Here is a 25,795-nt window from a genome sequence, read left to right as displayed (position 1 = left end):
GAACAAGCCTATGACTAAGTATTCGCATCTCTTAGGGATCTGTTGTGCTCTGCTATTTGGCGGTTGCCAGACCGTAGAGCAATTATCCATCGACTATATGCTGCCGGCAGAAGTTAGCTTTCCGCCCAGCCTCAAACGTGTAGCCGTGGTAAATAATATGCCATCCATCCCGGACAACAAACTGATCGTAGAAGAAACAGATGAAAAGAAAAAAGATGAGACGGAAATTGCCCGCAAAACAAAATACTTCAACGGAAATTCTAAAATAACCACTGAAGCACTGGCTGAAGCACTGGCCAATGAAAACTATTTCGACGAAGTCGTTATTTGCGATTCTATGTTACGGGCCAATGATATGATTCCCCGCGAAAGCACCCTCAGCAAGAGTGAAGTGGAAAGTCTTACCGAAAGCCTGGATGTGGATTTCCTGATAGCTTTGGAAAACATACAACTACGCTCTCTCCGTAAAATTGAATACCTGCGCGAGTGGGGTGTTTATGCCGGAACCATAGACGTAAAGGTATACCCTACCGTAAAAGTATACCTGCCTAACCGAAATGGCCCGATGGTAACAATCAATACCAACGATAGTATTTTCTGGGATTATGCTGCCCCCAGCATAGCTCAGGCCGGTGCAGGACTCATCAGTGAAACAGAAATGCTGAAAGAAGCTTCTGAATTTGCCGGCACTGTGCCTGTAAAGTATATGCTGCCACACTGGAAGACGGCTTCCCGCTACCTGTTTACAAGTGGTTCCGTGAATATGCGTGATGCAGCCGTTTATGTTCGTGAAAACGACTGGAAACGAGCCATTGAGCTTTGGAAACAGACTTACGAGAAGAAGAAAAAAGGAAAACAGAAAATGTATGCAGCCTATAACGTTGCTTTAGGATATGAGATGCAAGATAGCATTCAGACAGCAGAAGAATGGGCACTGAAGGCGCAAAAAGAAGCATACGACATAGACAAAATCGAAGAGAAAAAAAAGCAGGGAGGAATAGATGTCAGCGACGTTCCCAACTACTTTGCAGTAACCCGCTATTTAAGTGAATTACAAGAACGAAAAGAGGGAATGACACGATTGAATGTCCAAATGGAACGATTTAAGAATGATTTTTAATCAAATGATGCAAGGGTAATTATTTTTTTTATACCTTTGAACATCCATTAAGAAAGAATATCTATTATGAAACTGAGTCAAGCATCTTTATCACTCTTAGAAAAGACCATAAGACAAGCAGTCAGCAAATATATTTGTGGCTGCGAGCAAACCATTGTGACCGACATCCATCTGCAAGCTAATCAAAATTCCGGCGAACTGTCTATATTTGACGATGATGACGAGGACTTGGCATGTATCACAATAGAAGAATGGATGACGTATGATGGAGATGACTTCTACGAGAGCGCAGAACGTATTCTTTCTACATTACTTAATAACATGAAGAATGGTGGTGACTTTGATCGGCTTACCATCTTGAAGCCCTATTCATTCGTACTGGTGGATGAAGAAAAAGAAACAGTTGCTGAGTTATTATTAATGGATGATGATACATTGCTTGTAAATGAGGAACTACTGAAAGGTCTGGATGAAGAGCTGGATTCTTTTCTGAAAGAACTACTGGAAAAGTAATAGCATTTGATTTATAAAAAATAAATTAGCCCTTGCAGTAATCAGATATTGCAAGGGCTAATTCGTTTATAGTAATCAGAAGTGAAAATGAGAATTCTCCGTACGCTGAGACTCAATCTTTTCCTTCAACTTTTTAGCTATTTCAGGATATTGCCGGATCACATTGGTAGTTTCTGCAGGATCTCTATAGATATTATACAATTCTTCATAAGTTTTTGAAGGAGTACTAACTTCCAATCTTATCAATTTCCAACCATCAAGGTTCATAATAGATTGTTTTCCTCCAGCTTCAAAGAACTCATAATAGATATAATCATGCTTCTTCTGTTTTCCCTTTCCCGTTAAAGCAGGCAAATATGATATACCATTGATACCCTGAGGTGATTTCGTTTGAAGCAGATCACTAATGGTTGGCAAAAAATCCCAGAAAGCAGAAATATGATCTGTTATTACCCCTGCCGGAATAACACCTGGCCACTGCACTACAAATGGAGTACGAATACCTCCTTCATAAAGATCTCTTTTGTGACCTCTGAAAGGGCCATTACTATCAAAATAATCAGGATCATGCCCTCCTTCGGCATGAACTCCATTATCTGAAGTGAAAATTATGATAGTATTCTCATACAATCCTTCCTCTTTCAACTTATTAATGATCAGCCCCACACTATGATCCAAATAAGTAACCATTGCCGCATAAGCCGCACGAGGGTTTCGCTGCTCTTTATAGCCTCTGCCACCAAAAGGAGTTTCACAAAATTCACCTTCATATTTCTTCATCTCTTTATCCATAATATCAAGATCGGCGTGAGGAAGGGTTGGTGAGAAATAAAGAAAGAAAGGAGTAGCCTTGTTTTTATCAATAAAGTTCAGTGCTTTCTCCAACATCAAATCATGCGAATAGAATTTTCCGTTCAACATGATTTTTTCATCGTTTTCATGCAGAAACTCCGGATAATAACTATGAGCAAAACGTTGTCCCAAGTAACCATAAAAATAATCAAAAGCGTGCTTATTGGGCATACCTTCTGTTCCTGGACCTCCCAATCCCCATTTACCAATACACCCTGTTGCATAACCTCTGCTTTTAAATACATCCGCAACCGTCTTTTCTTCTGCAGGAAGTGGGGTTTCATAAAGTAATCCATCTGATCCCTCGACTTTGTCATTTCCCCTGATAGCTGCATGCCCCATGTGCTTTCCCGTTAACAAGGCACAGCGTGAGGGAGCACTGACTGTAGCTCCGGAATAATGCTGCATAAACTTCATTCCGTTTTGTGCAATACCATCAATATTGACGGTCTTAATCTGCCTCTGACCATAGCACCCTAAATCACCTATGCCTAAATCGTCAGCCATAATGTAAACTACATTAGGGAGATTGGCAGTAGTACTTTGAGCCATGACAGTTCCTGAAAAACCTGCCACAAGGGGAAATAAATATTTCAAATTATTTTTCATCATCTATCAATATAACAAATGTTCATTTTTATCTATAAATGTAATATTATCAATTTTAACGAGCGACATTAAATTAATAGCCAGGATTCTGTTCTGCTTTCTTTTCCTCAGAAGTCAGTGCATGCCCATCTTTCTGTATGGCATCTAAATACGTTTGAGGAATAGGACGCAGACAATGATGTTCATCAACATTGGAAGCTGCATCTGGATTAAAAGCTTTGGCACGGGCAACCAGGGTTTTAGTCCTTGCCAGATCTTCCCAACGAAGGAATTCGCCACAAAGCTCACGGGAACGTTCATTCAACAAGAAGCACATCATTCGGTCATAATCATCTGTATAATTCAATTTATCTATTATGGCTTTATCTTCAGCTGGCAAATTCTGAATATCCGTTACTATCAAGTTAGTAGCATCTGTAGTTTCAGATACACCATTTGATTCATAGTAAGAATTCTCTGCCATATATGAATTCACATCTCCCATGCTGGCATAGCCTAAAGAATTGGAATTATAAGCTGCCCCACCATCACAATAAGCAGAACGGTCTTCACCTTTCTTATAAGCTGCCCGCTTCCGGATTTCATTGATATAGTATAAGGCATCATCATATTCATGCTGACGAATCAAAGCTTCTGCTGCTATAAGATAAGTCTCTCCCAACCGTGCAAGTATACCATCGCGAAAACCAGGCATATCATTAACAGCCTCACGTGAACCGTCCAGATACTTGCTACATGAAGCAAAACGTGAGAGTTCATCATATAATGCCGTATCATCTTTGCCATTTCGATCCTTCGGATAAGCAACAAACACAGTTGGTATCAACTTTCCTGTTTTTTCATCAGCAACCTTTTCTTTCATTTCCATATTATCAAAACGTGTATCCCCCGGACGATTAATAACATACATTATGCCCAAATCACCTTTCTCATAGGTAGATCCCTTAACCGGATTATTGACTGCATATTTTGTTTTAAAGCTTTTCCAGAAACGTGAATCATTTACCATGTCGTATACATTATACATATAATACGTAGTTCTCAAACGCTGATATTCACGCCCTCCTGCAATATCACGCTTCATTTGCGGGAGATTCTGGTATACAGACAAGAAATACAAATGACAAGGATTACCATAACGCCCTCTTGAGGATTTATCAGAAGAGAACTGAGCTGCCAGAATGATCTCATCTAATTTTTCATTGGCTCCGTCCGGTTCTGTATAATTCCAAAGGTCGGAGAAGTTCGATGCCAAAGTCCGGTGAGAGATGACTTCTTTTGCCAAGCGCAAAGCTTCTGCACAATCTGCTGACTTCGTATTACTATTCCAGGAATCATTAATCTCACTGGCACGGAATAAATAGGCTTTAGCCAGAAAATGTGCAGCAGCATCTTTCGTCAGTTTACCAGTCATAGATACTTTATCCGGCAAATAATCATAAGCTTTCTTTAAATCATCAATTACTTGCTCTACCGTGGCTTGAGCGGTTGAACGAGTAAACTCTCGCTCGGGGGTAGTGCTCGGATGTAGCTTCAGAGGTACTCCACCATATTGGGAAACCAACTTCAGATAGTTGAACCCACGCAAGAAATGAGCTTCGCCCATATACACATCTTTATTAGTTCCCTTATAAATATCCAAGGATAGTTTCTCTAACAGAATATTGGCAGAATTGATCCCTATATACATATTATCCCAAAGTGTCTCCATCAGTGCTGTATTGGAATCCATTGCTGTTATTTGCGATTTAAAACTACCATTATAACTATTCCATGCAGCATTAGATGCATTACCTCCTATACGGAATTCATCTGTGCCATAATTAGTTGTAGCATATGCCCACTCTTTAGAAAAATGGAAACGTAAGTTATAATAAATACCGGTAGCCAAATCTGCTATACCTTCTTCCGTATCAAAATAATCAGTATTTCTCTGTGTAGTCAATTCCTCATTCAGAAAATCACTGCACGAAGATAATGTACCTCCTACAAATATAGTAGCCAGCAAACTATATGCAATATTTCTACAAAGTTTCATAAGTATATCTTTATTAGTTTAAGTTAGAATCCAATATTTAATCCAATTGTATAACCACGATTCCAGGCTGTAGTACCCGCTTGTGAAGCATCCAGTTCCAGGAAATCTATATTCGAAAATATCCTTCCGGGATTTTTGGCTTGTACATATACCTTCATGTTAGATATTCCCCATTTTTTCATCAATGACTTTGGGAAAGAGTATCCTAAAGATATATTCCGTATTTTCAAGAATGAACCGTTCTTATAGCCGAGAATACTGTAGTAAGGATCTCCTGCAGCACCATTCCAAATGGGCTTTTGATATTCTACATTCTTATTGTTTTCATTATAATAGTCAATCTTACGCTGTGTATAGCGCCCTCCTTGCCATTCGCCACCAGTATCTACCAGATAATCGAAGCGACCATAGAGCATAAAAGAGAAATCAAAATTCTTATAAGAGAAAGCATTGGTCATTCCGAAAGTCCAGCGGGGACGAGTATGACCTATCACAACTCTGTCATCATTAGGATCTATCAAATGGTCATTATTCTGATCGACGGGACGCACCATGCCAGCTTCAAACTTATGCCCCTTCTCGTTGAATTTGGCCATTTCCGCAGCATCTTCTTCCTTCCACAGTCCGGCAGATTGATAGCCATATATAACACCTAATGCCTGTCCTATGAACCAATTATTATTGATATCATCTTCTTTCCCGTTCGACAGGGATTCTATTTTATCTTTTTGCCAGGCAGCATTAAGAGTAGTGCTCCACTCAAAATTACGTGTTTTCACATTAACGGTATTCAATGTGATGTCCACACCCATATTGGATGTTTCGCCCACATTGGCATATGTATTTGTATAACCTGTTAAGGCAGGGATTGTCATCTCCATCAACAAATCTGTAGTACGTGAAGTATAGAAATCTATCACTCCCGAAATTCGTCCATTCAACACAGCATAATCAACTCCAATATTATATTGCCTGGTTTTCTCCCACGTCAGGTTTTGATTAGCCATGGCTACATTTCCTCCTTCAATCAAAGATTCGGATGCCACATATCCCGGCGTTATACTACTTCCGTAAGGATAATAAAGAGAAACAATAGCACCTTTTGTCTGATAAGGATCAATAGCCGAATTGCCTGTAACTCCAACTCCTAAACGCAGTTTCAATTGACTTATCCACCGGATATCTTTCAGGAAATCTTCCTGATCGAGACGCCACCCCAATGCAACACTGGGAAAGAATGCCCATTTATTGCCCTTAGCAAGCTGTGAGGCACCATCCCAACGCCCGGAGACTGTGACCAGATATTTATTATCATAATCGTAATTCAAACGGAACATATACGACATCAGCTGTTTCTCAATCAAACCACTATTCCAACTGTCCAAAGACGAGATATCCTGCTGTGTCAATGCATTCCACTTTGCACTTGATAAAGGTATACCAACAGCTCCCATAGAAGATTCCTCGTAATGATACTTAGTGGCACTTTGTAAGAGAGTTAAACCAAAACCATGCTTCCCTACTTCTTTATTATAGTAAATCAAATTGTCCAAAGTCCAGGAAAAATCCTGTTGATTACTCAATGAAGCATAATTAGGAGAGCCATTCCTACTAACAGACTGCTCATCCTGGTAAGTTCCATTGCGCCAATAACGGAAATCGGGTCCAAAATTAAAACGATATCTCAACCCTTTTAATGGAGTATAAATTTCCCCCAGGTCCAACTGTGCATACATACTGCCGATAGCACGAAACATCCTCCGTTCATTTTCACTGTACTTCCAATCATCTATTACTGTCTTTACACCGTCATCCCCTCCTGGATAAATGATACGTTCGCCATTATCATCATAAGGAACTGCATAAGGAAATACACTGGTTGAAGCTGCATATAAATTCCTGGGAATATTAGTGGATAACTGTCCTACCGCTTTAGCAGAAGAACCATATTGTTGTTCGCTAAAGGTTGCATTAATATTCATCCCCAGTTTAAGCCACTTCACCGGATCTAAGTCTACACTGGCTTTCGCTGTATACCGGGTATAAGATTCTCCTTTTATGGTACCCTCATTATTCAAATAACCGAAAGATGCATACCCTTTCATCTTTTCCGAACCACCACTAGCGCTCAATGTATGTTCATGTGTAATACCTGTTTGGGTAACCATACTTCCCCAATCTGTTGTAGACACCTGAGATGCATCCCAGGTTCCATTAGCCCATCCTTTTTCTATGTTTCTCCAGGCATAAGGGTCAGAAGAACCCATAAATATTTTATAATCATTTTCTTTAGTCGGCTGATCGGCTCTTGGGTATGCTTCCGGGTTAAAGTAATAATAGGCCCATCTGCGCCACTCAATATACTCTGCTGAATTCATCATACTGGAATAGTCTTGCAAAGTTTCGAAGGTAACAGTTCCAGAATAATTCAACGTCAATTTTCCTTCTTTTCCCTGCTTCGTAGTAACTAAAATGACTCCATTAGCACCACGAGAGCCATAAATAGCAGTGGCAGAAGCATCTTTCAACACATCAATAGACTCTATATCATTAGGGTTCAATGTCTCAATACCACTATTAGACATTAAGGGAATCCCATCTACCACATACAACGGGGTGTTACTGGCACTCAAAGAACGAACACCACGTACATTGATAGTTCCTATTTCACCAGGACGCTCATTGCTCGTAATATCTACACCAGCCGCTTTACCCTGCATAGCCTCAAAAGCATTGGACACCGGACGAGAGGTTAGATCTTCTGCATCAACCCGTACCATAGCTCCCGTAACATCTGTCTTCTTTTGCACTCCATAGCCTACCACCACCACTTCATCCAAGGTCTTTGTATCTTCTTTTAATACAATATTTATGACTTTCTGAAGCCCTACGGTAATTTCCTGGGGTACATATCCGATATAAGAAACCAGCAGAATCACATTTCCTGATACTTCTAACGAATAATTACCGTCAATATCAGTAATAGTACCTACAGAAGTCCCTTTCACCTGAATAGATGCTCCGATTAAAGGTTCTCCATTAATATCGGTAATCCGGCCTGTCACACGATTTTTCTTTTCTTGCTGCAAAGCAGGTATTTCCGTAGATAATATAATTTTCTTATCGAGCACAGAATACTTAACATTAGTACCTTCGAATACCTCATCAAGTATCTTAAATATATTGCTTTTATTAGCAGAAACAGATACCCGACGATTTAAATCTACATGTTTATTATTAAAGAAAAAACCAAACTCGGATTGTTCTTCTATTCTCTGCAATACATCTCCTACTGTCTGATTCTGTACTTTTAGACTAATGACAGCATTATTCTGTGCATAGACACCCGATGCACACGCAAAACTAACGGAGCAAATCAAAATTAGAACGAATAGTCTCATAGCAAGCGGAATTTTTTTAAAGGTCAACCAAAGTGACTTTACCACCCACAAAAGTTGGATGCTAAAATAATTTTGCATAAATTTGTAATGATTTAAAGTTAAAAAACTGGTTTATCTACGCTTGTCGCCAAACAAGCTGAGAAAAAGATAGACTGATTTTCATATGGAATGATACGCCAATATCATTCCATATGTTTTGTTTTAGGTAGAGTTGTTTTTCATGTCATTAAAATATTAAGTGGTTAGTATATAACTAATAAATCTCTATTTTAATCTTCCTATCCAATATATTCGCATCTTCAATTTGACGCCAGCGTATCTTAGAAGATATTTTGAAGTGATCTAATATACGCTCCAAGCGTTCATTTGTAAAGGTACCGTTGAATGTATCATCTAACCCTTTCCTGTTGTTTATTACAAATTGAACGTTATAACGTTTCTCCAACATATGAAGAGCCTCCCACAAAGGAGTATTTTTCAAAATAACCTTACCATCCTTCCAGGATGTTTCAGACTCGCAGGAAGTAGCAGAGAGACGTACCTTTCCTTCCTTTGAATTATATGTCAGTTTCTCACCGGGTTTAAGTTTTACTGCATGAGCCTGCTCATTCTTCTTGAATAAGAAGTTTACTTTTCCTTCGACTAATGTAGTCACAACATTCTCTCCTCCTTCATAAGCCTCAACATTAAAATGCGTCCCCAATACTTCTATTTGAGATTGATACATAGTAGAAACCAAAAAACGTTTCGATGGATCTTTCATTACTTCAAAGTAGGCTTCACCTTTTAAAAAGACCTCACGAGTATTTCCGTCAAAACGGCTCGGATATGATAAAGAGGATTCTGAGTTCAAATAAACGACTGTGCTATCAGGTAATATAACGGAAGTTATCATTCCCGGATTAGTTCTTATTTCAATAAGCTGAGCTACCTGCTCTTTAGTATCTGCTATAAAGAAATGTTGCATCAGAAAAGATACAAGCAAGGGAATAAATAAAATGGCAGCAGCACGCTGGAACCATTCCCACCCTATCTGACGCTTCTTTGCTACAATCCGGGAGCTCACTTTTTTCAGGGCTTTCTCTGTATCAATCTTTTTTAATATCTGAACTGAATCTATAGCAAGGTGAATTGAGAATACCTGTTTTGCTACTCTTTCATTTTTCTCTGAAGCATTTACCCAATTTTCTACCAATTGATACTCTTCCTCAGTCACATCACCCTCGCAATAACGCAAAAGCAAATCTTCTATTCCATTTATATTTTGTTCTTCCATCCTATTTTATTCTTATTCTCTATTTAAAGGACGCATGAAAAAAAAAGATTCCTAAACGAAAAAGCTTCTTTTTTAGATTTTTTTCCGGGAAAACAATATCTTTGCTTCGCTAACATGATATTATGAGAATTACATCACAGGAAGATAGCTCCTTACTCTCCGCCATAGGTCAAAGAGATAAAAAAGCTTTTGACGCATTATTCAGGAAATACTACTCTGTCTTATGCGCCTATTGCCATCGTTTTGTCGATTTGGAAGATGCTGAAGAAATCGTACAGGATGTATTATTATGGGTATGGGAGAATCCGGATGCACATACTATTATAGAGTCTTCTCTTAACAGATATCTTTTTAGAATGGTTTATCACAGGGCTATATCACAAATCCGGCAACAAGGCACAAGACAACGCGCAGATACTCTATTCTATGAACAGATGCAAGAGATATTACAGGATATAGACTTTTACCATATAGAAGAACTCACCAAACGGATAGAAAAGGCAATCGCAGCACTTCCACCCAGTTATCGCGAGGCTTTTTGTATGCATCGTTTCCAGAATATGAGTTATAAAGAAATAGCCACCGCCTTGGATGTTTCTCCAAAAACGGTGGACTATCGTATACAGCAAGCATTAAAACAATTAAGGGTAGATCTCAAAGACTATCTACCCTTATTGTTACCATTATTATATCTTAACTAGCTCTTATTACGCTTTCTTCAGCGCAGCAATACTCTCTTTCAGAGAGTTGATAATGCTTTCCGCATCCGCCTGTTTCTTACGTTCCAGTTCAAGGACAGCGGCAGGAGCATTATTCACAAACTTCTCATTGCTCAGCTTCTTCATGACGCCTTGCAGGAAACCTTCTTTGTGCTTCAGTTCTGCTTCCATACGGGCTATTTCAGCTTCTACATCAATCATATTCCCCAGAGGTACGGCATATTCCGTAGTTCCTACCATAAATGAAGCAGCACCTTCGGTTTTAGTATCTACCACATCAATTGCCGAGAGATTACACATCTTCATGATAACCGGATTGAATTCTGCAATCGGATTTTCGCCTACAACCTGCAATTCCAACGTTTCCTTTTGAGCTATGTTTTTCTGCAAACGGATAGAACGAACATTACTGATCACTTCTTTCACCACTTCGAATTGCCGAACTGTCTCACCGTCCACATAGGTATTTATTGTCAAAGGACATACCATAAGACTTTCACCTTCTTCGCGCTCATACATCTGTTGCCAAAGTTCTTCGGTAATGAATGGCATAAACGGATGAAGCAAATGAAGCAGATTATCGAAATAAGAAATCGCAGCACTATGAATTGAACTGTGGATACCTTGTCCATAAGCCGGCTTTATCATTTCGAGATACCAGGAAGAGAATTCATCCCAGAATAATTTATAAACAGCCATAAGAGCTTCGCTCAAACGGTATTTACTAAACAAATCAGCTACCTCAGCAGCAACCTCATTTTGCTTGGATTCAAACCAGAGCGATGCCAGTCTTGCAGCTTCCGGCACAGGCTGACTGTCATCAATGGTCCAGCCACTTACCAAGCGGTAAGCATTCCATATCTTGTTACAGAAGTTACGTCCCTGTTCGCAAAGAGCGTCATCGAACAAGATGTCATTTCCGGCAGGAGCTGCAAGCATCATACCCATACGCACACCATCGGCACCAAACTTCTCAATCAGTTCCAACGGGTCGGGAGAATTACCGAGGGACTTGGACATCTTGCGTCCCAACTTGTCGCGAACGATACCCGTAAAGTACACATTCTTGAACGGCATCTTTCCTTCATATTCATAACCTGCCATAATCATGCGGGCTACCCAGAAGAAAATGATATCCGGACCGGTTACCAGGTCACTTGTCGGATAGTAATAATCGATTTCCTCATTACCCGGATTGTTGATACCATCAAACAAAGAGATGGGCCACAACCAGGAAGAGAACCAAGTATCCAGACAGTCTTCATCCTGACGAAGATCTTCCATAGTCAGGGCCGGATTGCCGGTCTTCTCTTTTGCCAGTTTCAGAGCTTCTTCTTCAGTAGCTGCTACCACATATCCACCTTCCGGAAGGAAGTATGCCGGAATGCGGTGTCCCCACCACAACTGACGGCTGATACACCAGTCCTTGATGTTCTCCATCCAGTAGCGATAGGTATTCTTATACTTGGCAGGATAGAATTTCAGATCGTCATTCATTACAGGAGGCAATGCCATATCTGCAAAATGCTGCATCTTGAGGAACCACTGCATAGAAAGCTTCGGCTCTATAACCACGTTGGTACGCTCGGAATAACCTACCTTATTGGTATAGGCTTCCACCTTATCCAACAGGCCGGCAGCATCCAGGTCTTTCTCAATCTGCTTACGAACATCAAAGCGATCCATACCGATATAAAGACCGGCAGCCTCGCTCAATGTACCATTATCGTTAAAGATATCGATGCTTGGCAAGTTATACTTTTCACCCAGCATATAGTCGTTCACATCATGCGCAGGGGTTACTTTCAGGCAACCTGTACCGAACTCAATATCTACATAATCATCTTCGATTACCGGAATCACACGATTTACCAAAGGAACGATTACTTTCTTACCTTTCAGCCATTCGTTCTTCGGGTCGTTCGGATTGATACACATAGCGGTATCACCCATGATCGTTTCAGGACGGGTAGTAGCTACCACAGCATAGCGTCCTTCCGCATCACCTTCCACTTTATAGCGCAGATAATACAGTTTGCCATGCTCTTCCTTGTAGATAACTTCTTCATCAGAAAGGGCAGTCAAAGCCTTCGGATCCCAGTTTACCATACGTACACCACGGTAAATCAGTCCCTTATTGTAGAGGTCTACAAATACTTTCAATACACTTTCGCTACGCTTTTCGTCCATAGTGAAAGCGGTGCGGTCCCAATCACAGGAAGCACCGAGTTTACGCAACTGCTTCAGGATGATGCCACCATGTTCATCTGTCCACTCCCAGGCATGCTTCAGGAATTCGTCACGGGTAAGGTCTGTCTTCTTGATACCTTGTGCGGCCAGTTTATTTACTACTTTCGCTTCCGTAGCGATAGAAGCGTGGTCAGTACCCGGTACCCAGCAGGCATTTTTACCTTCCATACGGGCACGGCGTACCAGAATATCTTGAATGGTATTATTAAGCATGTGTCCCATGTGGAGCACGCCGGTGACGTTAGGGGGCGGAATGACGATGGTGTAAGGCTCACGACCATCGGGTTTTGAACTGAATAATTTGTGGTCCAACCAATACTGGTACCACTTTCCCTCTACGTCAGCAGGGTTGTACTTACTTGCTAATTCCATATCTTTTAAATCTGTATATAATTTATTTTATCGCGAATAACGGGCGCAAAATTACTAAATTAAATTCAAATCTTGCCACCCTCCGGCGCTTTCTGTGCAGAGAACGACAATTTATAACCTTCATAAAGAGCAATTCCATAAAATACGATTGTCATGGAAGCCATATTTTCTATTACCACAGACATCACTTCACCATAACTGGCGTCGAAAAGGACGTCCATAAAAGAGACTTCATATTCTTTGGCCACCAGACCTACGATAGAGAAGAAATCTCCCATCACACAGCTTATCAACGCCAAAGCGGCACCAATAATGCCAAATATAGGGCGTATTCCTTTCCCCTGGCGCATCGCAAATCCTACCAAGAAACCGACACCAATGGCCATATATCCCATCTGGTATCCGGTAGAAATAGAGATCAAAGCCCAAGCCACAGCACCTGCAATGCATGCCAGCACTCCGAACAATACAGCTTTCGGTAAATTCTCCTCAGCCAACAGTTTCTCTCTGTCTACATATCCCGAATAATCTTCAGGCTTAGGAGTAGGAGCCATTTTCTCCAGCTCTTCATCTTTCTGATAGCTTTCACATTCACCTACAAATGCAGGAATAGCCCCGGTACGCTTGCAAACCAGTCCTCTGCCATTCACGAAATCGCGTGAAACGCAATTACGGCAATAGCGTTCAATGTCATTTTGATCAGTCATAATTACAGTGTCCAATGTCGTTACTTAAGTTGCTTATTAATAGTTTTTTTGCAAATATAAAGCTAATTTCCTACGTGACATTTAATAAATGTATATTTTTGCCTTTCAAATAAATTTGCGATGAAATATAAGCTGAAGATTCGTTATATCGTGCTATGCACACTCTTGTTAGTAGTCTGGGCCACACAGCTCATTCCGGCTATGGGAAAAATATATGCACACAGTGTATATCCTGTCATAGCTTATATTCTTTCGTCTTTCTCCCGCCTCATTCCCTTTGCCATAGGCGACTTATTCATAGCCCTCAGCATTGCGGGCGTACTCCTCTACCCTGCCTATGCCCGCCGCTTTCAGAAGAAAAAGTGGAAACGTATCTTGCTGAATGATATTGAATATCTGTTATGGATATACGTCTGGTTCTATCTGGCTTGGGGACTTAATTATTCACAGCCCAATTTCTACCAACGGACAAAGATTCCTTATACCGCATACACTCCCGAGAACTTCCGGAACTTTGTTGATGATTACGTTGACAAATTGAATGGATCGTATGTAGATGTAACCACTATCAATAAGGACCTTATCCGCCGGGAAACAGTTCGCGGATACAATCAGATCAGTGATACGCTGGGTGTACATCATCCTTTCCATAAGTCACCACGGGTGAAGACAATGCTTTTCACTCCACTGATTTCCATGGTGGGCGTCACCGGTAGCATGGGACCTTTCTTCTGCGAATTTACCTTGAATGGAGATCTGCTCCCTTCACAGTATCCTGCCACGTATGCCCACGAACTGGCACATTTATTGGGCATCTCCAGCGAGGCGGAAGCAAACTTCTATGCTTATCAGGTCTGTACCCGTTCGCAAGCGCGAGGTATCCGCTTCTGCGGATACTTTTCAGTACTGGGACATGTACTTGTCAATGCCCGCCGACTGATGGATGAAGAAGAATACAAAGAGCTCTTCAAGCGGATACGCCCTGAAATCATTGAACTGGCTAAAAGTAATCAGGAATACTGGACGGAGAAATACAGTCCACTCATCGGAGATATACAAGACTGGATATACGACCTGTACCTGAAAGGAAACAAGATACAAAGTGGCCGCAAGAACTACTCCGAAGTAGTCGGTTTGCTTATATCCTATTATACACATTGCAATAAATAACCCTATAAAGATATGTTACATACAAGAAAAGAACAGATGGAAGCCTTCGGACGCTTCCTGGACATACTCGACGAACTCCGCGAGAAATGTCCCTGGGACCGCAAGCAGACTAACGAAAGTCTGCGTCCCAACACCATTGAAGAAACCTATGAACTTTGTGACGCCCTGATACGTGACGATAAAAATGATATCTGCAAAGAGCTGGGAGACGTCTTGCTACACGTAGCTTTCTACGCAAAGATAGGTTCCGAGAAAGGCGATTTTGACATGAAAGATGTATGCGACCACCTTTGCGAGAAATTAATCTTCCGCCATCCCCATGTGTTCGGTGACGTAAAAGCCGATACTGCCGGACAAGTTTCCGAAAACTGGGAACAACTGAAGTTAAGAGAGAAAGGTGGAAACAAGAGTGTGTTGAGTGGTGTTCCTGCCGCCCTTCCTTCACTCATCAAAGCTTACCGTATTCAGGACAAAGCCCGCAACGTCGGCTTCGACTGGGAAGAACGGGAACAAGTGTGGGATAAGGTAAAAGAGGAAATCCAGGAGTTTCAGGCAGAAGTGGCCAATATGGATAAGGACAAGGCAGAAGCCGAATTCGGGGATGTACTATTCAGCCTCATCAATGCCGCACGCCTCTACAAGATCAATCCGGATAATGCATTAGAACGCACCAACCAGAAGTTTATCAACCGCTTTAATTATCTGGAAGCACATACCATCAAGGAAGGCAAAAACCTGCATGATATGACTCTGGAAGAGATGGACGCCATCTGGAACGAAGCTAAAAAGCTGGAAAAATAAAACTCAAATGCATAGGACTGCGAAGATTCACACTTGCGGCTGCGAAGGCCATCACTTATACAAGTGAAGGCTTACACTCCCGCAAGTGTAAGCCTTCGCAGCCGCATGTATCGGCTATAAACGAAAAAAGGAGCCGAAGCTCCTAATATTCTGTTATTTTTTCTTTCCTTGCGGTTTTTGAGGTTCTCCACCTTTATGATGCATCCCCTTCAGCAACTCACGGTTAAAACGCATTTCAGCACGCTGTACTAAATATATCTTTTTGTTCGAAAGTATCTTCTTAAACTTCTCATAGTAAGTTTTCTCCAGACGGTTGGTAGCAATACGGGCATCGTATACGCCTTCTAAAATCTCATTATATTGCGCTTCGGTCGTCTTTTCATCCCTTCCTTTTCGAAGTAAGTTCCATGCCTCATCATTCAGTTGCTTTTTGCGATCCTGTAATTCAAAATAAACAGGAAAGAATTTAGCGGCTTCTTCCTTAGTCAATCCGGCTTTCTCTGTGATATACGCTTTCTGCTTGGCACGGAATTCATCAGGAGACAAATGTTGATTACATCCGTCCATAGCCCATGACAAGGGGATGAAACTGCACATCACAATAAACAAAACAATCAGCTTTTTCATTTTCTTCTCATACAGTTAAGTTGTTACTCACATCACTCTGCACCGGCGTCTGTGAGATAGACATACAGCGAATAATCATCCAGCATGGAATTATCCAGCACAGCACTGATATATTCATCAGAAACAACTTCGGTTTCAGGTTCGTCCATCGCCATCCGGTTGTTAACAGGTGTACGGTCAGTAGAAGCAACGCGGATAATCAATGCTGCGCCGACAAACATGGCAGTCATATATACCCATGGCTTAATTCTCTCCCACTTCGTAGGCTCTCTCTTAATAATTGCAGGTGTTTCCTTTTCGGGAAGCCGGCTCATCACCTCTGAAGTAAGATTCTCAAAGTATCCGTCAGGAACACGGAAAGCATTTTCCTTCCCTACCTTCTTCAATATGTTATCTTCTTCTTTCATAAGCTTTTTTCCTCTCTGTTAGGTTAGACTACGTTTTGGGGTAAAGGTTTAAACCTCTCCCTCCAAAAACTTCTCGATTTTTTTCACGGCATGATGATAAGAGGCTTTCAGAGCACCGACAGATGTGCCGAAGATGTCGGACATCTCCTCGTATTTCATTTCCTGGTAATACTTTAAGTTGAATACCATACGTTGCTTTTCCGGCAGTGTAAGCAATGCTTTCTGTAGAGACTTCTGTGCCCGGTCGCCGGAGAAATAGGGATCGCTTTCCAGCTTCTGAAGTACAGAAGCATCTTCATCATCAATAGAAACAGTAGTTACAGCTCGTTGTTTATTTAGGAAAGTCAAACATTCATTCAAAGCAATGCGATAAAGCCAGGTAGAAAGCTTCGCATCTCCACGGAAATAATCGATATTGGTCCATGCCTTAATGAACGTGTTCTGAAGTAAGTCATTGGCATCTTCATGCAAAAGCACCATACGACGGATCTGCCAGTATAATTGTTCGCTATATTGCGCAACAATCAACTCAAACCCTCGCTTTTGTGTACTTTCATCTTGTAGAAGCTCCAGCACTTCGCGTTCATTATAGGAAGGATTCATAAGTATCTATTCCGTTTCGTTTATTTGATTACCACTTTCCGCACGACATTCCCAATCTTAAAGATGTAATAACCTTTAGGCAAATTCACCTGAACGGTGACATCCGTAGAGTCAATGCGTATCGTGGTAAGTTTCACGCCTACAATATTGTAGACTTCCATCTGGGAACCGGGTTCTGCATTCTGCACACGTACCCGGTTTTCTGCCGAAACAGTCAGCACAATAGTAGAAGACGGCTGCTCTTTCTGAGCCGTTTCCTGCTTCCGATCGTCCTGCGCCCATGCCACGGACTGCGACGAAAAAGTCAACAAAAAGAAAAAACAGTAGAGTAACTTTCTCATCTATAAGCCTATGTTTTCAGATTATTCCGTACAAATATACGGCATTCGATTCGATAAAACAAAAAACAGACGGTTAAATGATAATTTGTTAGTGATTATCATTTATACCTCCAAACACAGCGTTTCCTTAGCCAGCACCGTCTCGGGGAAAATAGCCGAAGCTTCTTTAAGCAAAACATTCTCATCTTCATAGCGGGCAGAAAAATGCCCGATCACCAATTTCTTCACTCCTGCCGCCTTGGCTATCTCTCCCGCCTGAGCAGCAGTAGTATGAAAAGTTTCTTTGGCACGAGGCAAGTCTGCATTTGCAAAAGTGGCCTCATGGAATAGCAAATCTACTCCTTTTATCTGTTCCGCAATCTCAGGCATATAGATGGTATCCGAACAATAGGCATAACTACGCGGTAGATCAGACGGACGTGTCAGTAAGGAATTGGAAATGATTTTACCTTCCGGAGTCACATAGTCTTCTCCATTCTTTATCCTATTCAACTCGTATACCGGCACTTCATAAAAGTCGACCATCTCCCGAATGATATGATTAGGCCGCTGCTTCTCTGCAAACAGAAAACCGCAACAAGGCATACGATGACGCAATGGAATGGTAGTCACTGTCAGAGAACGGTCTTCATAGATCATTCCGGGTTCTTTCGTCTCAAACTCATGGAAAAGAACCTTATACGTCATTTGCCGGCAAAAGAAACTTAGCATCGGAGCCAATAGGGTTTCCAATCCTTTCGGTGAATGAATATGCAACTCAGCCGTACGCCCCAGCAGATTGAGCGTAGATATCAATCCCAGCAAACCAAAGCAATGATCTCCATGCAGATGAGAAATAAAAATATGATTCAAGCGGGAAAACTTCAGTCGGGACTTGCGGAATTGTAATTGCGATCCTTCTCCGCAGTCTATCATATAAAGTTTGTCACGCACATTCACCACTTGCGAAGTGGCAAAATGACGGGTAGTAGGCAGCGCAGAACCGCAGCCCAGTATATGTAATTCAAACTTTTCCATTAGCAATACATTCTGAACAATCCTTATTTATTTGGACAGAAGCTCTTTTAGTTCAGCAACAGTAAAAAGGTATTCTATATTTTCACCAGAGGTATCGCCTACATATCTGTATACTATCCCTTTATTATCCTTCACACATGCTTCCAGGAATATTTTTAAGGAAGGTTCGGATACATTCAAAGCCCCCTTTATATTCTGTTTCATCTGCTCCTCATTACTCTTTAAAGCAGCCATTGCCACTTTTTCTTCATCAATCGTATAATTGTATACTACTTTATCCGCCTCTATCGTTAACTTATTAAGAATGGTAGCCTCATCTATCGTCATCGGACATGACACATTGGTAACATTCACCAGTTCTTCCAACTTCTGCCGCTCACTCTCTTTTTCCGTTCCCTTCTGGTTCAAGATGCGTTTCAGTTCTTCAGTGTCCAGTCTACATTCCACTTCTTTGCCGGTAGACTTTCCTTTATATATTAATCTAATACCGGATTTAGTATCCACTACCATTTCCAGCATTGACTTTATTTCCCCTTTCGGATTCTTGAACATAACCATTACAGCAGACTTCATTGCATCGGTATTCTTCCCCAAGGCATCCAAATCCAGATAGTCTTCATTCATCAACAGACTGTATATCACATCCGTTCCATCAAAAGTAATGCTCGATATTTCGCCTGTCGTTCCTATACTCATAGGACACCGCTTATTAGCCATTTCTATTGCTAATTTCAGTTGAGACTTCCGACTACATCCGGTCAGCAAGATGAGAGACAAACAGGTCAGCAACATAATGCTTCCCAAATTCTTAATAATGTTTCGCATAGTAAATCTACATTAAATTATTTATACCATTCAGAATGCGGTAGATTCAGAGCCACCACATTCAACCACTATTCTGCAAAGATAATCATAAAATAAAAAAGCACACTTTATTCCCCAAGATTCTACCCAAATATAAAAAAAAGAGAGGACACTTTCAAGTAAGTGCCCTCTCATCTTTATCTATCTATAGAAGTGATTACTTCTTTCCAGCTTCCATTTGCTCTTTCAAAGCAGCCAGAGCGTCGATGTCGCCCAGAGTAGTAGAAGCAGCCTGGTTTTGAATAGCCGGAGCGTCTTCTCTCTTATTGCCAGCCGGCTTCTTACCAGCAGCCTTCTTTTCAGCTCTTTCTTCTGCCTTTGCAGCATCTTCGAAGATACGGCTGTGAGAAAGAATGATACGCTTAGCATCTTTGTTGAACTCGATAACCTTGAATGACAGTTTCTCATCCATCTGAGCCTGAGAGCCATCTTCCTTAACGAGGTGTTTCGGAGTAGCGAAACCTTCTACGCCATAAGGCAGAGCAACAACAGCACCCTTATCCAGCATTTCGATGATAGTACCTTCGTGTACAGAACCTACAGTGAATACTGTTTCGAATACATCCCAGGGGTTTTCTTCGAGTTGCTTGTGGCCAAGGCTCAAGCGACGGTTTTCTTTGTCGATTTCCAGTACCTGAACTTCGATGTCTGCACCGATCTGAGTGAATTCAGAAGGATGTTTAACCTTCTTAGTCCAAGACAGGTCAGAGATGTGGATCAAGCCGTCAACACCTTCTTCGATTTCAACGAATACACCGAAGTTAGTGAAGTTACGAACTTTAGCAGTGTGCTTAGAACCTACAGGGTACTTCTCTTCGATAGTTTCCCAAGGATCTTGCTTCAGTTGTTTGATACCCAAAGACATCTTACGTTCTTCGCGGTCCAGAGTCAGAACTACTGCTTCCACTTCGTCACCTACCTTCATGAAGTCCTGTGCAGAACGCAAGTGTTGTGACCAAGACATTTCAGATACGTGGATCAAACCTTCAACGCCCGGAGCGATTTCGATGAATGCACCGTAGTCAGCCATAACCACTACTTTACCCTTCACCTTGTCACCCACTTTCAGTTCAGCGCTAAGAGCATCCCAAGGATGCGGAGTGAGTTGCTTCAGACCGAGAGCGATACGCTTCTTCTCATCGTCGAAATCAAGGATAACAACGTTGAGCTTCTGGTCGAGTTCAACCACTTCCTTCGGATCGCTTACGCGGCCCCAAGACAGGTCAGTGATGTGAATCAAGCCGTCTACGCCACCCAGGTCGATAAATACACCATAAGATGTGATATTCTTAACGGTACCCTCAAGAACTTGTCCTTTTTCGAGCTTACCGATAATTTCTTTCTTCTGTTGTTCCAGTTCAGCTTCGATAAGAGCCTTGTGAGAAACAACCACGTTCTTGAATTCCTGGTTGATCTTAACAACCTTGAATTCCATAGTTTTGCCAACGAATACATCGTAGTCGCGGATAGGTTTCACGTCGATCTGAGAACCCGGCAAGAAAGCTTCGATACCGAATACGTCTACGATCATACCACCCTTTGTGCGGCACTTGATGTAACCCTTGATAATTTCTTCGTTTTCCAAAGCAGCGTTCACACGATCCCAAGAGCGAGTAGCGCGAGCTTTACGGTGAGACAGAACCAACTGTCCTTTTTTGTCTTCCTGGTTTTCGATGTATACTTCTACAGTATCACCGATCTTCAAGTCAGGATTGTAGCGGAATTCATTCAGAGGAATGATACCGTCTGATTTGTAACCGATGTTCACAACAACTTCACGTTTGTTCATCGCGATTACAGTTCCGTCAACTACCTCACGGTCGTTAACTTTGTTAAGCGTACTGTCGTAAGCCTTTTCCAACTCTTCGTGGCTGGCACCACCGAAGGTTTCGCCATTTTCATAAGCATCCCAGTTGAAGTCTTCAACAGGCGCTACATTTTTTAAGTTTTCCATTAAATAAAATAAGTTGTTTAATAATTAATTGAGTGAGACATTATATTAGCTCATAAATTCGGGCGCAAAGATAGGAGTATTTTCTTGAAGAGCAAAAAGTTCCATCCGAAATTTCTAGGTATTTTACATACAATTCGGGTAAAAACGATCAAGGATAGCATTCTGAACGTGCTACAAAATGGATAATCATTCAAGAATAGAAGTGATCCCTGTATGGAAGTGGCTGCTAATGCTTAGATAAATATGCCAGTGCCGCCCCTATCGCCGTCCGATACTCCGCATAGGGCGGAATATGGAAGCGTACCCCATATATCTTTTCCATATTCGGAAAGACCTCATGGCATTGCGGAAATTTAGTAAGATTACCGATCAATACGAAATCTTTGATAGGACCATTCAGCGCAGACAGCACTGCTGCACCACCTATCGTTTGCAGCACCATATAAATAATCCCTTTTGCAATATCTTCCTGCGAAGCGTTGCTATCCGCTTTTCCGAACAGCGAAGCAGTGGCATGCACCGGAAGATCCGGCAAAGGACGATTGCAAATATCTCCAATCTGCAAGTTTACACGGGTAATGTCGCCTTTCTCGGCAATTGCTGCAATCTGCCTGAAATCATGCGTCTTCAGCAACAAGCGGGAAAGTCCCTGCAAAGTACCTCCGCCAATTGCCATACCACCAATATGCTCTATCTTTTCTCCGTTGATTCTTACGAAAGAAGTGCCCGTTCCCATGCTTACCACGATCAGCTGGTCAATATCCGTGGCATGACGTGCACCCAACCCATTGGCTATAAACTCATCGACCTTATCCGTGGGTAAACCATACAACGGACTATCTACAAATGCACTACCCACACCTGTCAGCATCACTTGCTCTATATCCGAAAGCTGAATACCATTATCATAAATATACTTCCCGAAAGCCCCGAACAAAGAAGTAACCGGATCAGTCGCAGTGATAAACATCGGTGACTGTATCTGTTCTCCGTTGATTCCAACAATTTTTGTAGTACTTCCGCCAACGTCTATTCCTATTACAATTCCCATAGTTTCAATATTGTATTCGGCTACAAAGGTACAAATTGTTTTATTGCAAATATGTATTCAGATTTTTTTTTGCTCCACACATCCATTTAGAGAAATTCATCTTGAAGAGCAGATTCTTCTGCTTCATTTTTCAGTCCCAAAGCCCTATCTTAACCCTGTCAAGTCCGTACCAAGTCCGTATCTGGTCCGTATAAAAGTACCTTTACTTGGACTTGACACGGACTTGGTACGGACTTGATACGGAGAAGACGGATGCATCAGCATCAATGGCTGCAAACCTTCGTTATATCCACCGTAAATCCATCATCAGCAGGCATAAACTTACCTTTCGCTTTCAGAAACTCTATCAATTTATCCGCATCCATATCTTCTGCCGAGCAAGTATAGAAATGTTGATGCTCACCGAATTTCTGGATGATTGCCTCTTTTAATGATGATTCCGAATAACTGTTGCCTTCCATCATGTGAAGGACTTCATGAGCATGTAATTGTTCCATAATCTATTTTTTCTGCAAAGATAGCACGAAACACAGATTGGAGTTGTAACATATGTGACACGAACCTATAAAAAATAAAGAAGCAAAGTTAAAAGCTCTTTTTTACCTCCTGATATACGTTTCGGGAAGTTTCTCCGTTATAGAAAAGATATGAGACATTTTTGGTTACTGACATCTCTTATAATACTATTCTCCACTCCCGCCCTTGCCCAGAAAACAGTCAAGATAGGCGGAACGGTTACGGATGAAAATGGTAATCCGATTGAATTGGCAACAATACGATTGGAAGGGACGGCTATAGGCACAGTCAGCAACCTGAAAGGGAGATATTCACTGAAATTCGAAAGCCGGGACAGCGTAACGGTCATCTTCTCCATGCTGGGATACCAAACCCGCAAACGAAAATTAGTACGTCCGCAAGGAAATATCAGTCTGAACATAACCTTGCCCCCGATGAACTTTGAACTGGGCGAAGTAAGCGTAACAGAGCGCCGCCGGCAAACCGGAACCATCCAACAGATAGAAACCAAGCAAAATCGCCTGGCCCCCGACGCTTCGGGTGGAAGCATAGAAGCCGTGATAGCCACGCAGGCTGGAGTGAGTAGCAACAACGAACTCAGCTCACAATACAACGTACGCGGCGGTAGTTTCGACGAGAACATGGTGTACGTCAACGGCATTGAAATATACCGTCCCTTGCTGATCCGTTCCGGGCAACAGGAGGGATTGAGTTTCATCAATCCCGATATGGTGCAATCCGTTGGCTTCTCCACGGGAGGCTATGAGGCCAAGTACGGGGACAAGATGTCATCCGTGCTGGACATCACTTACAAGAAACCCGAACAGCTGGAAGGAAGTGTCTCCGTCAGCCTGTTGGGAGCCTCGGCATACGTAGGATTTGCCACCAAGAAGCTAACCTGGACAAACGGCATCCGTTATAAAACCAACCAATATCTGCTCGGCACGCTGGATACAAAAGGAGAATACGACCCGCGTTATATCGACTATCAGACTTATCTGAACTGGACACCTTCGAAGCGTTGGGAAGTAGGCGTCATCGGCAATATTTCAGAAAACCGCTATAACTTCCAGCCGGAAGACCGCTACACCCGCTTCGGCACTCTCAGCAATGTACGTGAGTTTAAAGTCTATTTTGAAGGACAGGAGAAAGATTTATTCCGCACCCTGTTCGGAACCGCCTACGCCACCTACCGGCTGAATGAACAAAACAGTCTGACCCTGCAAGCCTCCGCCTTCCACACGAAAGAACAGGAAACGTACGACATCACCGGGCAATACTGGCTGAACTCCCTGGACAGCGGAACGCAAGTAGACGGCAGTACCAACGAAGAGGAAACATCCGAAACCATCGGCGTAGGAACTTACATGGAACATGCCCGCAATTACCTTACCGCAGAGGTGCAAAGTTATTCCATCACAGGCCGCCACCGACTGAAAAGCCACTCCCTGCAATGGGGTGCGGAGTTCAAACGGGAGCGCATCAAAGACCGGATGCGCGAATGGGAAATGCGCGACTCTGCCGGATACTCCATGCCACAAACTTCCGAAGGACCGGAACTCTTCTACACCCTCCGTTCGCGCAACGAGACGGACAGCAAACGATATGGATTTTACCTGCAAGATACATACCGCTTCCGCTCCACTGCCGGACTATTCACCCTGACTGCCGGCATACGAGGCAGTTACTGGGACTGGAACAAAGAATTCATTTTCAGCCCGCGTGCCTCCTTGGCCCTGATTCCGGCATTCAATGAGAAATTCACCCTGAGAGTAGCTGCCGGAGTCTATTACCAGGCACCGTTCTATAAAGAATTCCGGGATACCACCCAGGTGGACGGGATAGCTACCGTATCTCTGAACCGTGACATCCGTTCGCAGCGCTCCCTGCACTTCGTGGCAGGTGGCGACTATAATTTCCGTGCCATGGACCGCCCGTTCCGCTTCTCCATGGAAGTGTATTACAAAGCGTTGAGCAATCTCATACCTTATAATATAGATAATGTACGAATTAGTTATTACGGACGCAACCTTTCCAAAGGTTACGCCACCGGTATCGACATGAAACTGTTCGGTGAATTTGTTCCCGGAACAGACTCATGGCTGAGCTTCTCCCTGATGAAAACCGAAGAGAAAATAAACGGACAATGGCTCCCCCGCCCCACCGATCAGCGCTACCGTCTTTCGCTCTATTTTACGGACTATTTTCCCGGTAGCCGCAAGTGGAAAATGAACCTGAAAGGCACACTTGCCGGAGGTCTTCCCTTCGGCCCTCCACATAGCGGACGCGAGGCTGCCGTATTCCGTACATCCCCTTACCGACGTGTGGATATAGGTATGTCCCGCTGTATTATCGACCGCAGTGAACGTGAAAATCAGCGCGGCATCCGCAGCCTTTGGTTGGGGGTGGATATTTTCAATTTGCTAAATATCAGCAACGTCAACTCCTATTATTGGGTGACAGATACCCGGAATAATCAGTTTGCAGTACCCAATTACCTGACATCTCGTCAGATTAATGTCCGCCTGTTGCTCGACTTCTGAACAGAAGTCTAAAAAAACCTTTCTAAACTTCAAATATCCAATAA

Annotated in this window: 21 protein-coding genes; 6 read left to right on the top strand and 15 right to left on the bottom strand. The window is 42.3% G+C overall.

Going from position 1 to position 25,795, the window contains the following annotated elements:
- The first annotated feature begins 10 nt into the window (after positions 1-10).
- Together DWW10_RS03215 and DWW10_RS03210 are read left to right on the top strand one after the other, a co-directional pair.
- Positions 11-1,120: a DUF6340 family protein gene (locus DWW10_RS03215; protein WP_022393832.1), complete on the top strand. Its 1,110-nt coding sequence runs from the start codon at positions 11-13 to the stop codon at positions 1,118-1,120.
- A gap of 66 nt (positions 1,121-1,186) precedes the next feature.
- On the top strand, positions 1,187-1,633 hold the full coding sequence (locus tag DWW10_RS03210) for a hypothetical protein (protein ID WP_118421037.1): 447 nt from the start codon (positions 1,187-1,189) through the stop codon (positions 1,631-1,633).
- A gap of 75 nt (positions 1,634-1,708) precedes the next feature.
- Here DWW10_RS03210 and DWW10_RS03205 read toward each other — a convergent pair whose 3' ends face one another.
- From DWW10_RS03205 to DWW10_RS03190, 4 genes are all read right to left on the bottom strand, one after another.
- Positions 1,709-3,094: an arylsulfatase gene (locus tag DWW10_RS03205; RefSeq protein ID WP_118421156.1), complete on the bottom strand. Its 1,386-nt coding sequence runs from the start codon at positions 3,092-3,094 to the stop codon at positions 1,709-1,711.
- 73 nt (positions 3,095-3,167) lie between these two features.
- A complete protein-coding gene (locus DWW10_RS03200) occupies positions 3,168-5,132 on the bottom strand; it encodes a RagB/SusD family nutrient uptake outer membrane protein (RefSeq protein WP_182021345.1) in 1,965 nt (654 codons plus the stop codon).
- 23 nt (positions 5,133-5,155) lie between these two features.
- Complete coding sequence (locus DWW10_RS03195; protein WP_259320404.1) at positions 5,156-8,533, bottom strand: TonB-dependent receptor; 3,378 nt, start codon at positions 8,531-8,533, stop codon at positions 5,156-5,158.
- A gap of 253 nt (positions 8,534-8,786) precedes the next feature.
- Positions 8,787-9,809 carry a FecR family protein gene (locus tag DWW10_RS03190; RefSeq protein ID WP_118486973.1) on the bottom strand — a complete coding sequence of 341 codons (1,023 nt, stop codon included), beginning with the start codon at positions 9,807-9,809 and terminating at the stop codon, positions 8,787-8,789.
- Positions 9,810-9,931: 122 nt separating this feature from the next.
- Here DWW10_RS03190 and DWW10_RS03185 point away from each other — a divergent pair, with 122 nt between their 5' ends.
- Complete coding sequence (locus tag DWW10_RS03185) at positions 9,932-10,510, top strand: RNA polymerase sigma-70 factor (protein WP_118421039.1); 579 nt, start codon at positions 9,932-9,934, stop codon at positions 10,508-10,510.
- 6 nt (positions 10,511-10,516) lie between these two features.
- On the opposite strand, the gene DWW10_RS03180 is transcribed toward DWW10_RS03185, so the two are convergent.
- Both DWW10_RS03180 and DWW10_RS03175 read right to left on the bottom strand, forming a co-directional pair.
- Positions 10,517-13,150, bottom strand: a complete 2,634-nt coding sequence (locus tag DWW10_RS03180; protein ID WP_022393289.1) for a valine--tRNA ligase — start codon at positions 13,148-13,150, stop codon at positions 10,517-10,519.
- Between the two features lie 65 nt (positions 13,151-13,215).
- Positions 13,216-13,857, bottom strand: a complete 642-nt coding sequence (locus DWW10_RS03175; RefSeq protein WP_007212924.1) for a hypothetical protein — start codon at positions 13,855-13,857, stop codon at positions 13,216-13,218.
- Positions 13,858-13,977: 120 nt separating this feature from the next.
- Here DWW10_RS03175 and DWW10_RS03170 point away from each other — a divergent pair, with 120 nt between their 5' ends.
- Positions 13,978-15,027 carry a DUF3810 domain-containing protein gene (locus DWW10_RS03170; protein ID WP_022393290.1) on the top strand — a complete coding sequence of 350 codons (1,050 nt, stop codon included), beginning with the start codon at positions 13,978-13,980 and terminating at the stop codon, positions 15,025-15,027.
- Positions 15,028-15,039: 12 nt separating this feature from the next.
- Positions 15,040-15,828, top strand: a complete 789-nt coding sequence (gene mazG, locus DWW10_RS03165) for a nucleoside triphosphate pyrophosphohydrolase (protein ID WP_022393291.1) — start codon at positions 15,040-15,042, stop codon at positions 15,826-15,828.
- 153 nt (positions 15,829-15,981) lie between these two features.
- Here mazG and DWW10_RS03160 read toward each other — a convergent pair whose 3' ends face one another.
- The 9 genes from DWW10_RS03160 to DWW10_RS03120 all read right to left on the bottom strand — a co-directional run bounded on the left by DWW10_RS03160 (position 15,982) and on the right by DWW10_RS03120 (position 23,189).
- A complete protein-coding gene (locus DWW10_RS03160; protein WP_007212921.1) occupies positions 15,982-16,455 on the bottom strand; it encodes a hypothetical protein in 474 nt (157 codons plus the stop codon).
- Between the two features lie 32 nt (positions 16,456-16,487).
- Positions 16,488-16,862: a hypothetical protein gene (locus DWW10_RS03155; RefSeq protein WP_022393292.1), complete on the bottom strand. Its 375-nt coding sequence runs from the start codon at positions 16,860-16,862 to the stop codon at positions 16,488-16,490.
- A 48-nt stretch (positions 16,863-16,910) separates the two neighbouring features.
- Positions 16,911-17,465 (bottom strand): RNA polymerase sigma factor, encoded by a 555-nt coding sequence (locus DWW10_RS03150; protein WP_007212919.1) that lies wholly within the window; start codon positions 17,463-17,465, stop codon positions 16,911-16,913.
- A 20-nt stretch (positions 17,466-17,485) separates the two neighbouring features.
- Positions 17,486-17,806, bottom strand: coding sequence for a T9SS type A sorting domain-containing protein (locus tag DWW10_RS03145; protein WP_022393293.1), 321 nt, complete (start codon positions 17,804-17,806; stop codon positions 17,486-17,488).
- Positions 17,807-17,908: 102 nt separating this feature from the next.
- Positions 17,909-18,823 (bottom strand): ribonuclease Z, encoded by a 915-nt coding sequence (locus DWW10_RS03140; RefSeq protein WP_118421040.1) that lies wholly within the window; start codon positions 18,821-18,823, stop codon positions 17,909-17,911.
- A 27-nt stretch (positions 18,824-18,850) separates the two neighbouring features.
- Entirely contained in the window at positions 18,851-19,648 is a 798-nt protein-coding gene (locus DWW10_RS03135) for a hypothetical protein (protein ID WP_118421041.1), read from the bottom strand.
- Positions 19,649-19,844: 196 nt separating this feature from the next.
- On the bottom strand, positions 19,845-21,641 hold the full coding sequence (gene rpsA / locus DWW10_RS03130) for a 30S ribosomal protein S1 (protein WP_007212914.1): 1,797 nt from the start codon (positions 21,639-21,641) through the stop codon (positions 19,845-19,847).
- A gap of 226 nt (positions 21,642-21,867) precedes the next feature.
- Positions 21,868-22,692: a type II pantothenate kinase gene (gene coaW, locus DWW10_RS03125; protein ID WP_118421042.1), complete on the bottom strand. Its 825-nt coding sequence runs from the start codon at positions 22,690-22,692 to the stop codon at positions 21,868-21,870.
- Positions 22,693-22,955: 263 nt separating this feature from the next.
- Positions 22,956-23,189, bottom strand: a complete 234-nt coding sequence (locus DWW10_RS03120) for a YecH family metal-binding protein (RefSeq protein ID WP_007212906.1) — start codon at positions 23,187-23,189, stop codon at positions 22,956-22,958.
- A gap of 150 nt (positions 23,190-23,339) precedes the next feature.
- Between DWW10_RS03120 and DWW10_RS03115 the strand changes: the two genes are divergently transcribed.
- Entirely contained in the window at positions 23,340-25,751 is a 2,412-nt protein-coding gene (locus DWW10_RS03115; RefSeq protein ID WP_118421043.1) for a TonB-dependent receptor, read from the top strand.
- The last annotated feature ends 44 nt before the right edge of the window (positions 25,752-25,795 follow it).

The organism is Bacteroides intestinalis (assembly GCF_003464595.1).
GTDB lineage: Bacteria > Bacteroidota > Bacteroidia > Bacteroidales > Bacteroidaceae > Bacteroides > Bacteroides intestinalis_A.
Note: the sequence above shows the minus strand (reverse complement) of the source record. Positions and strands in the feature narration are given on the sequence as shown.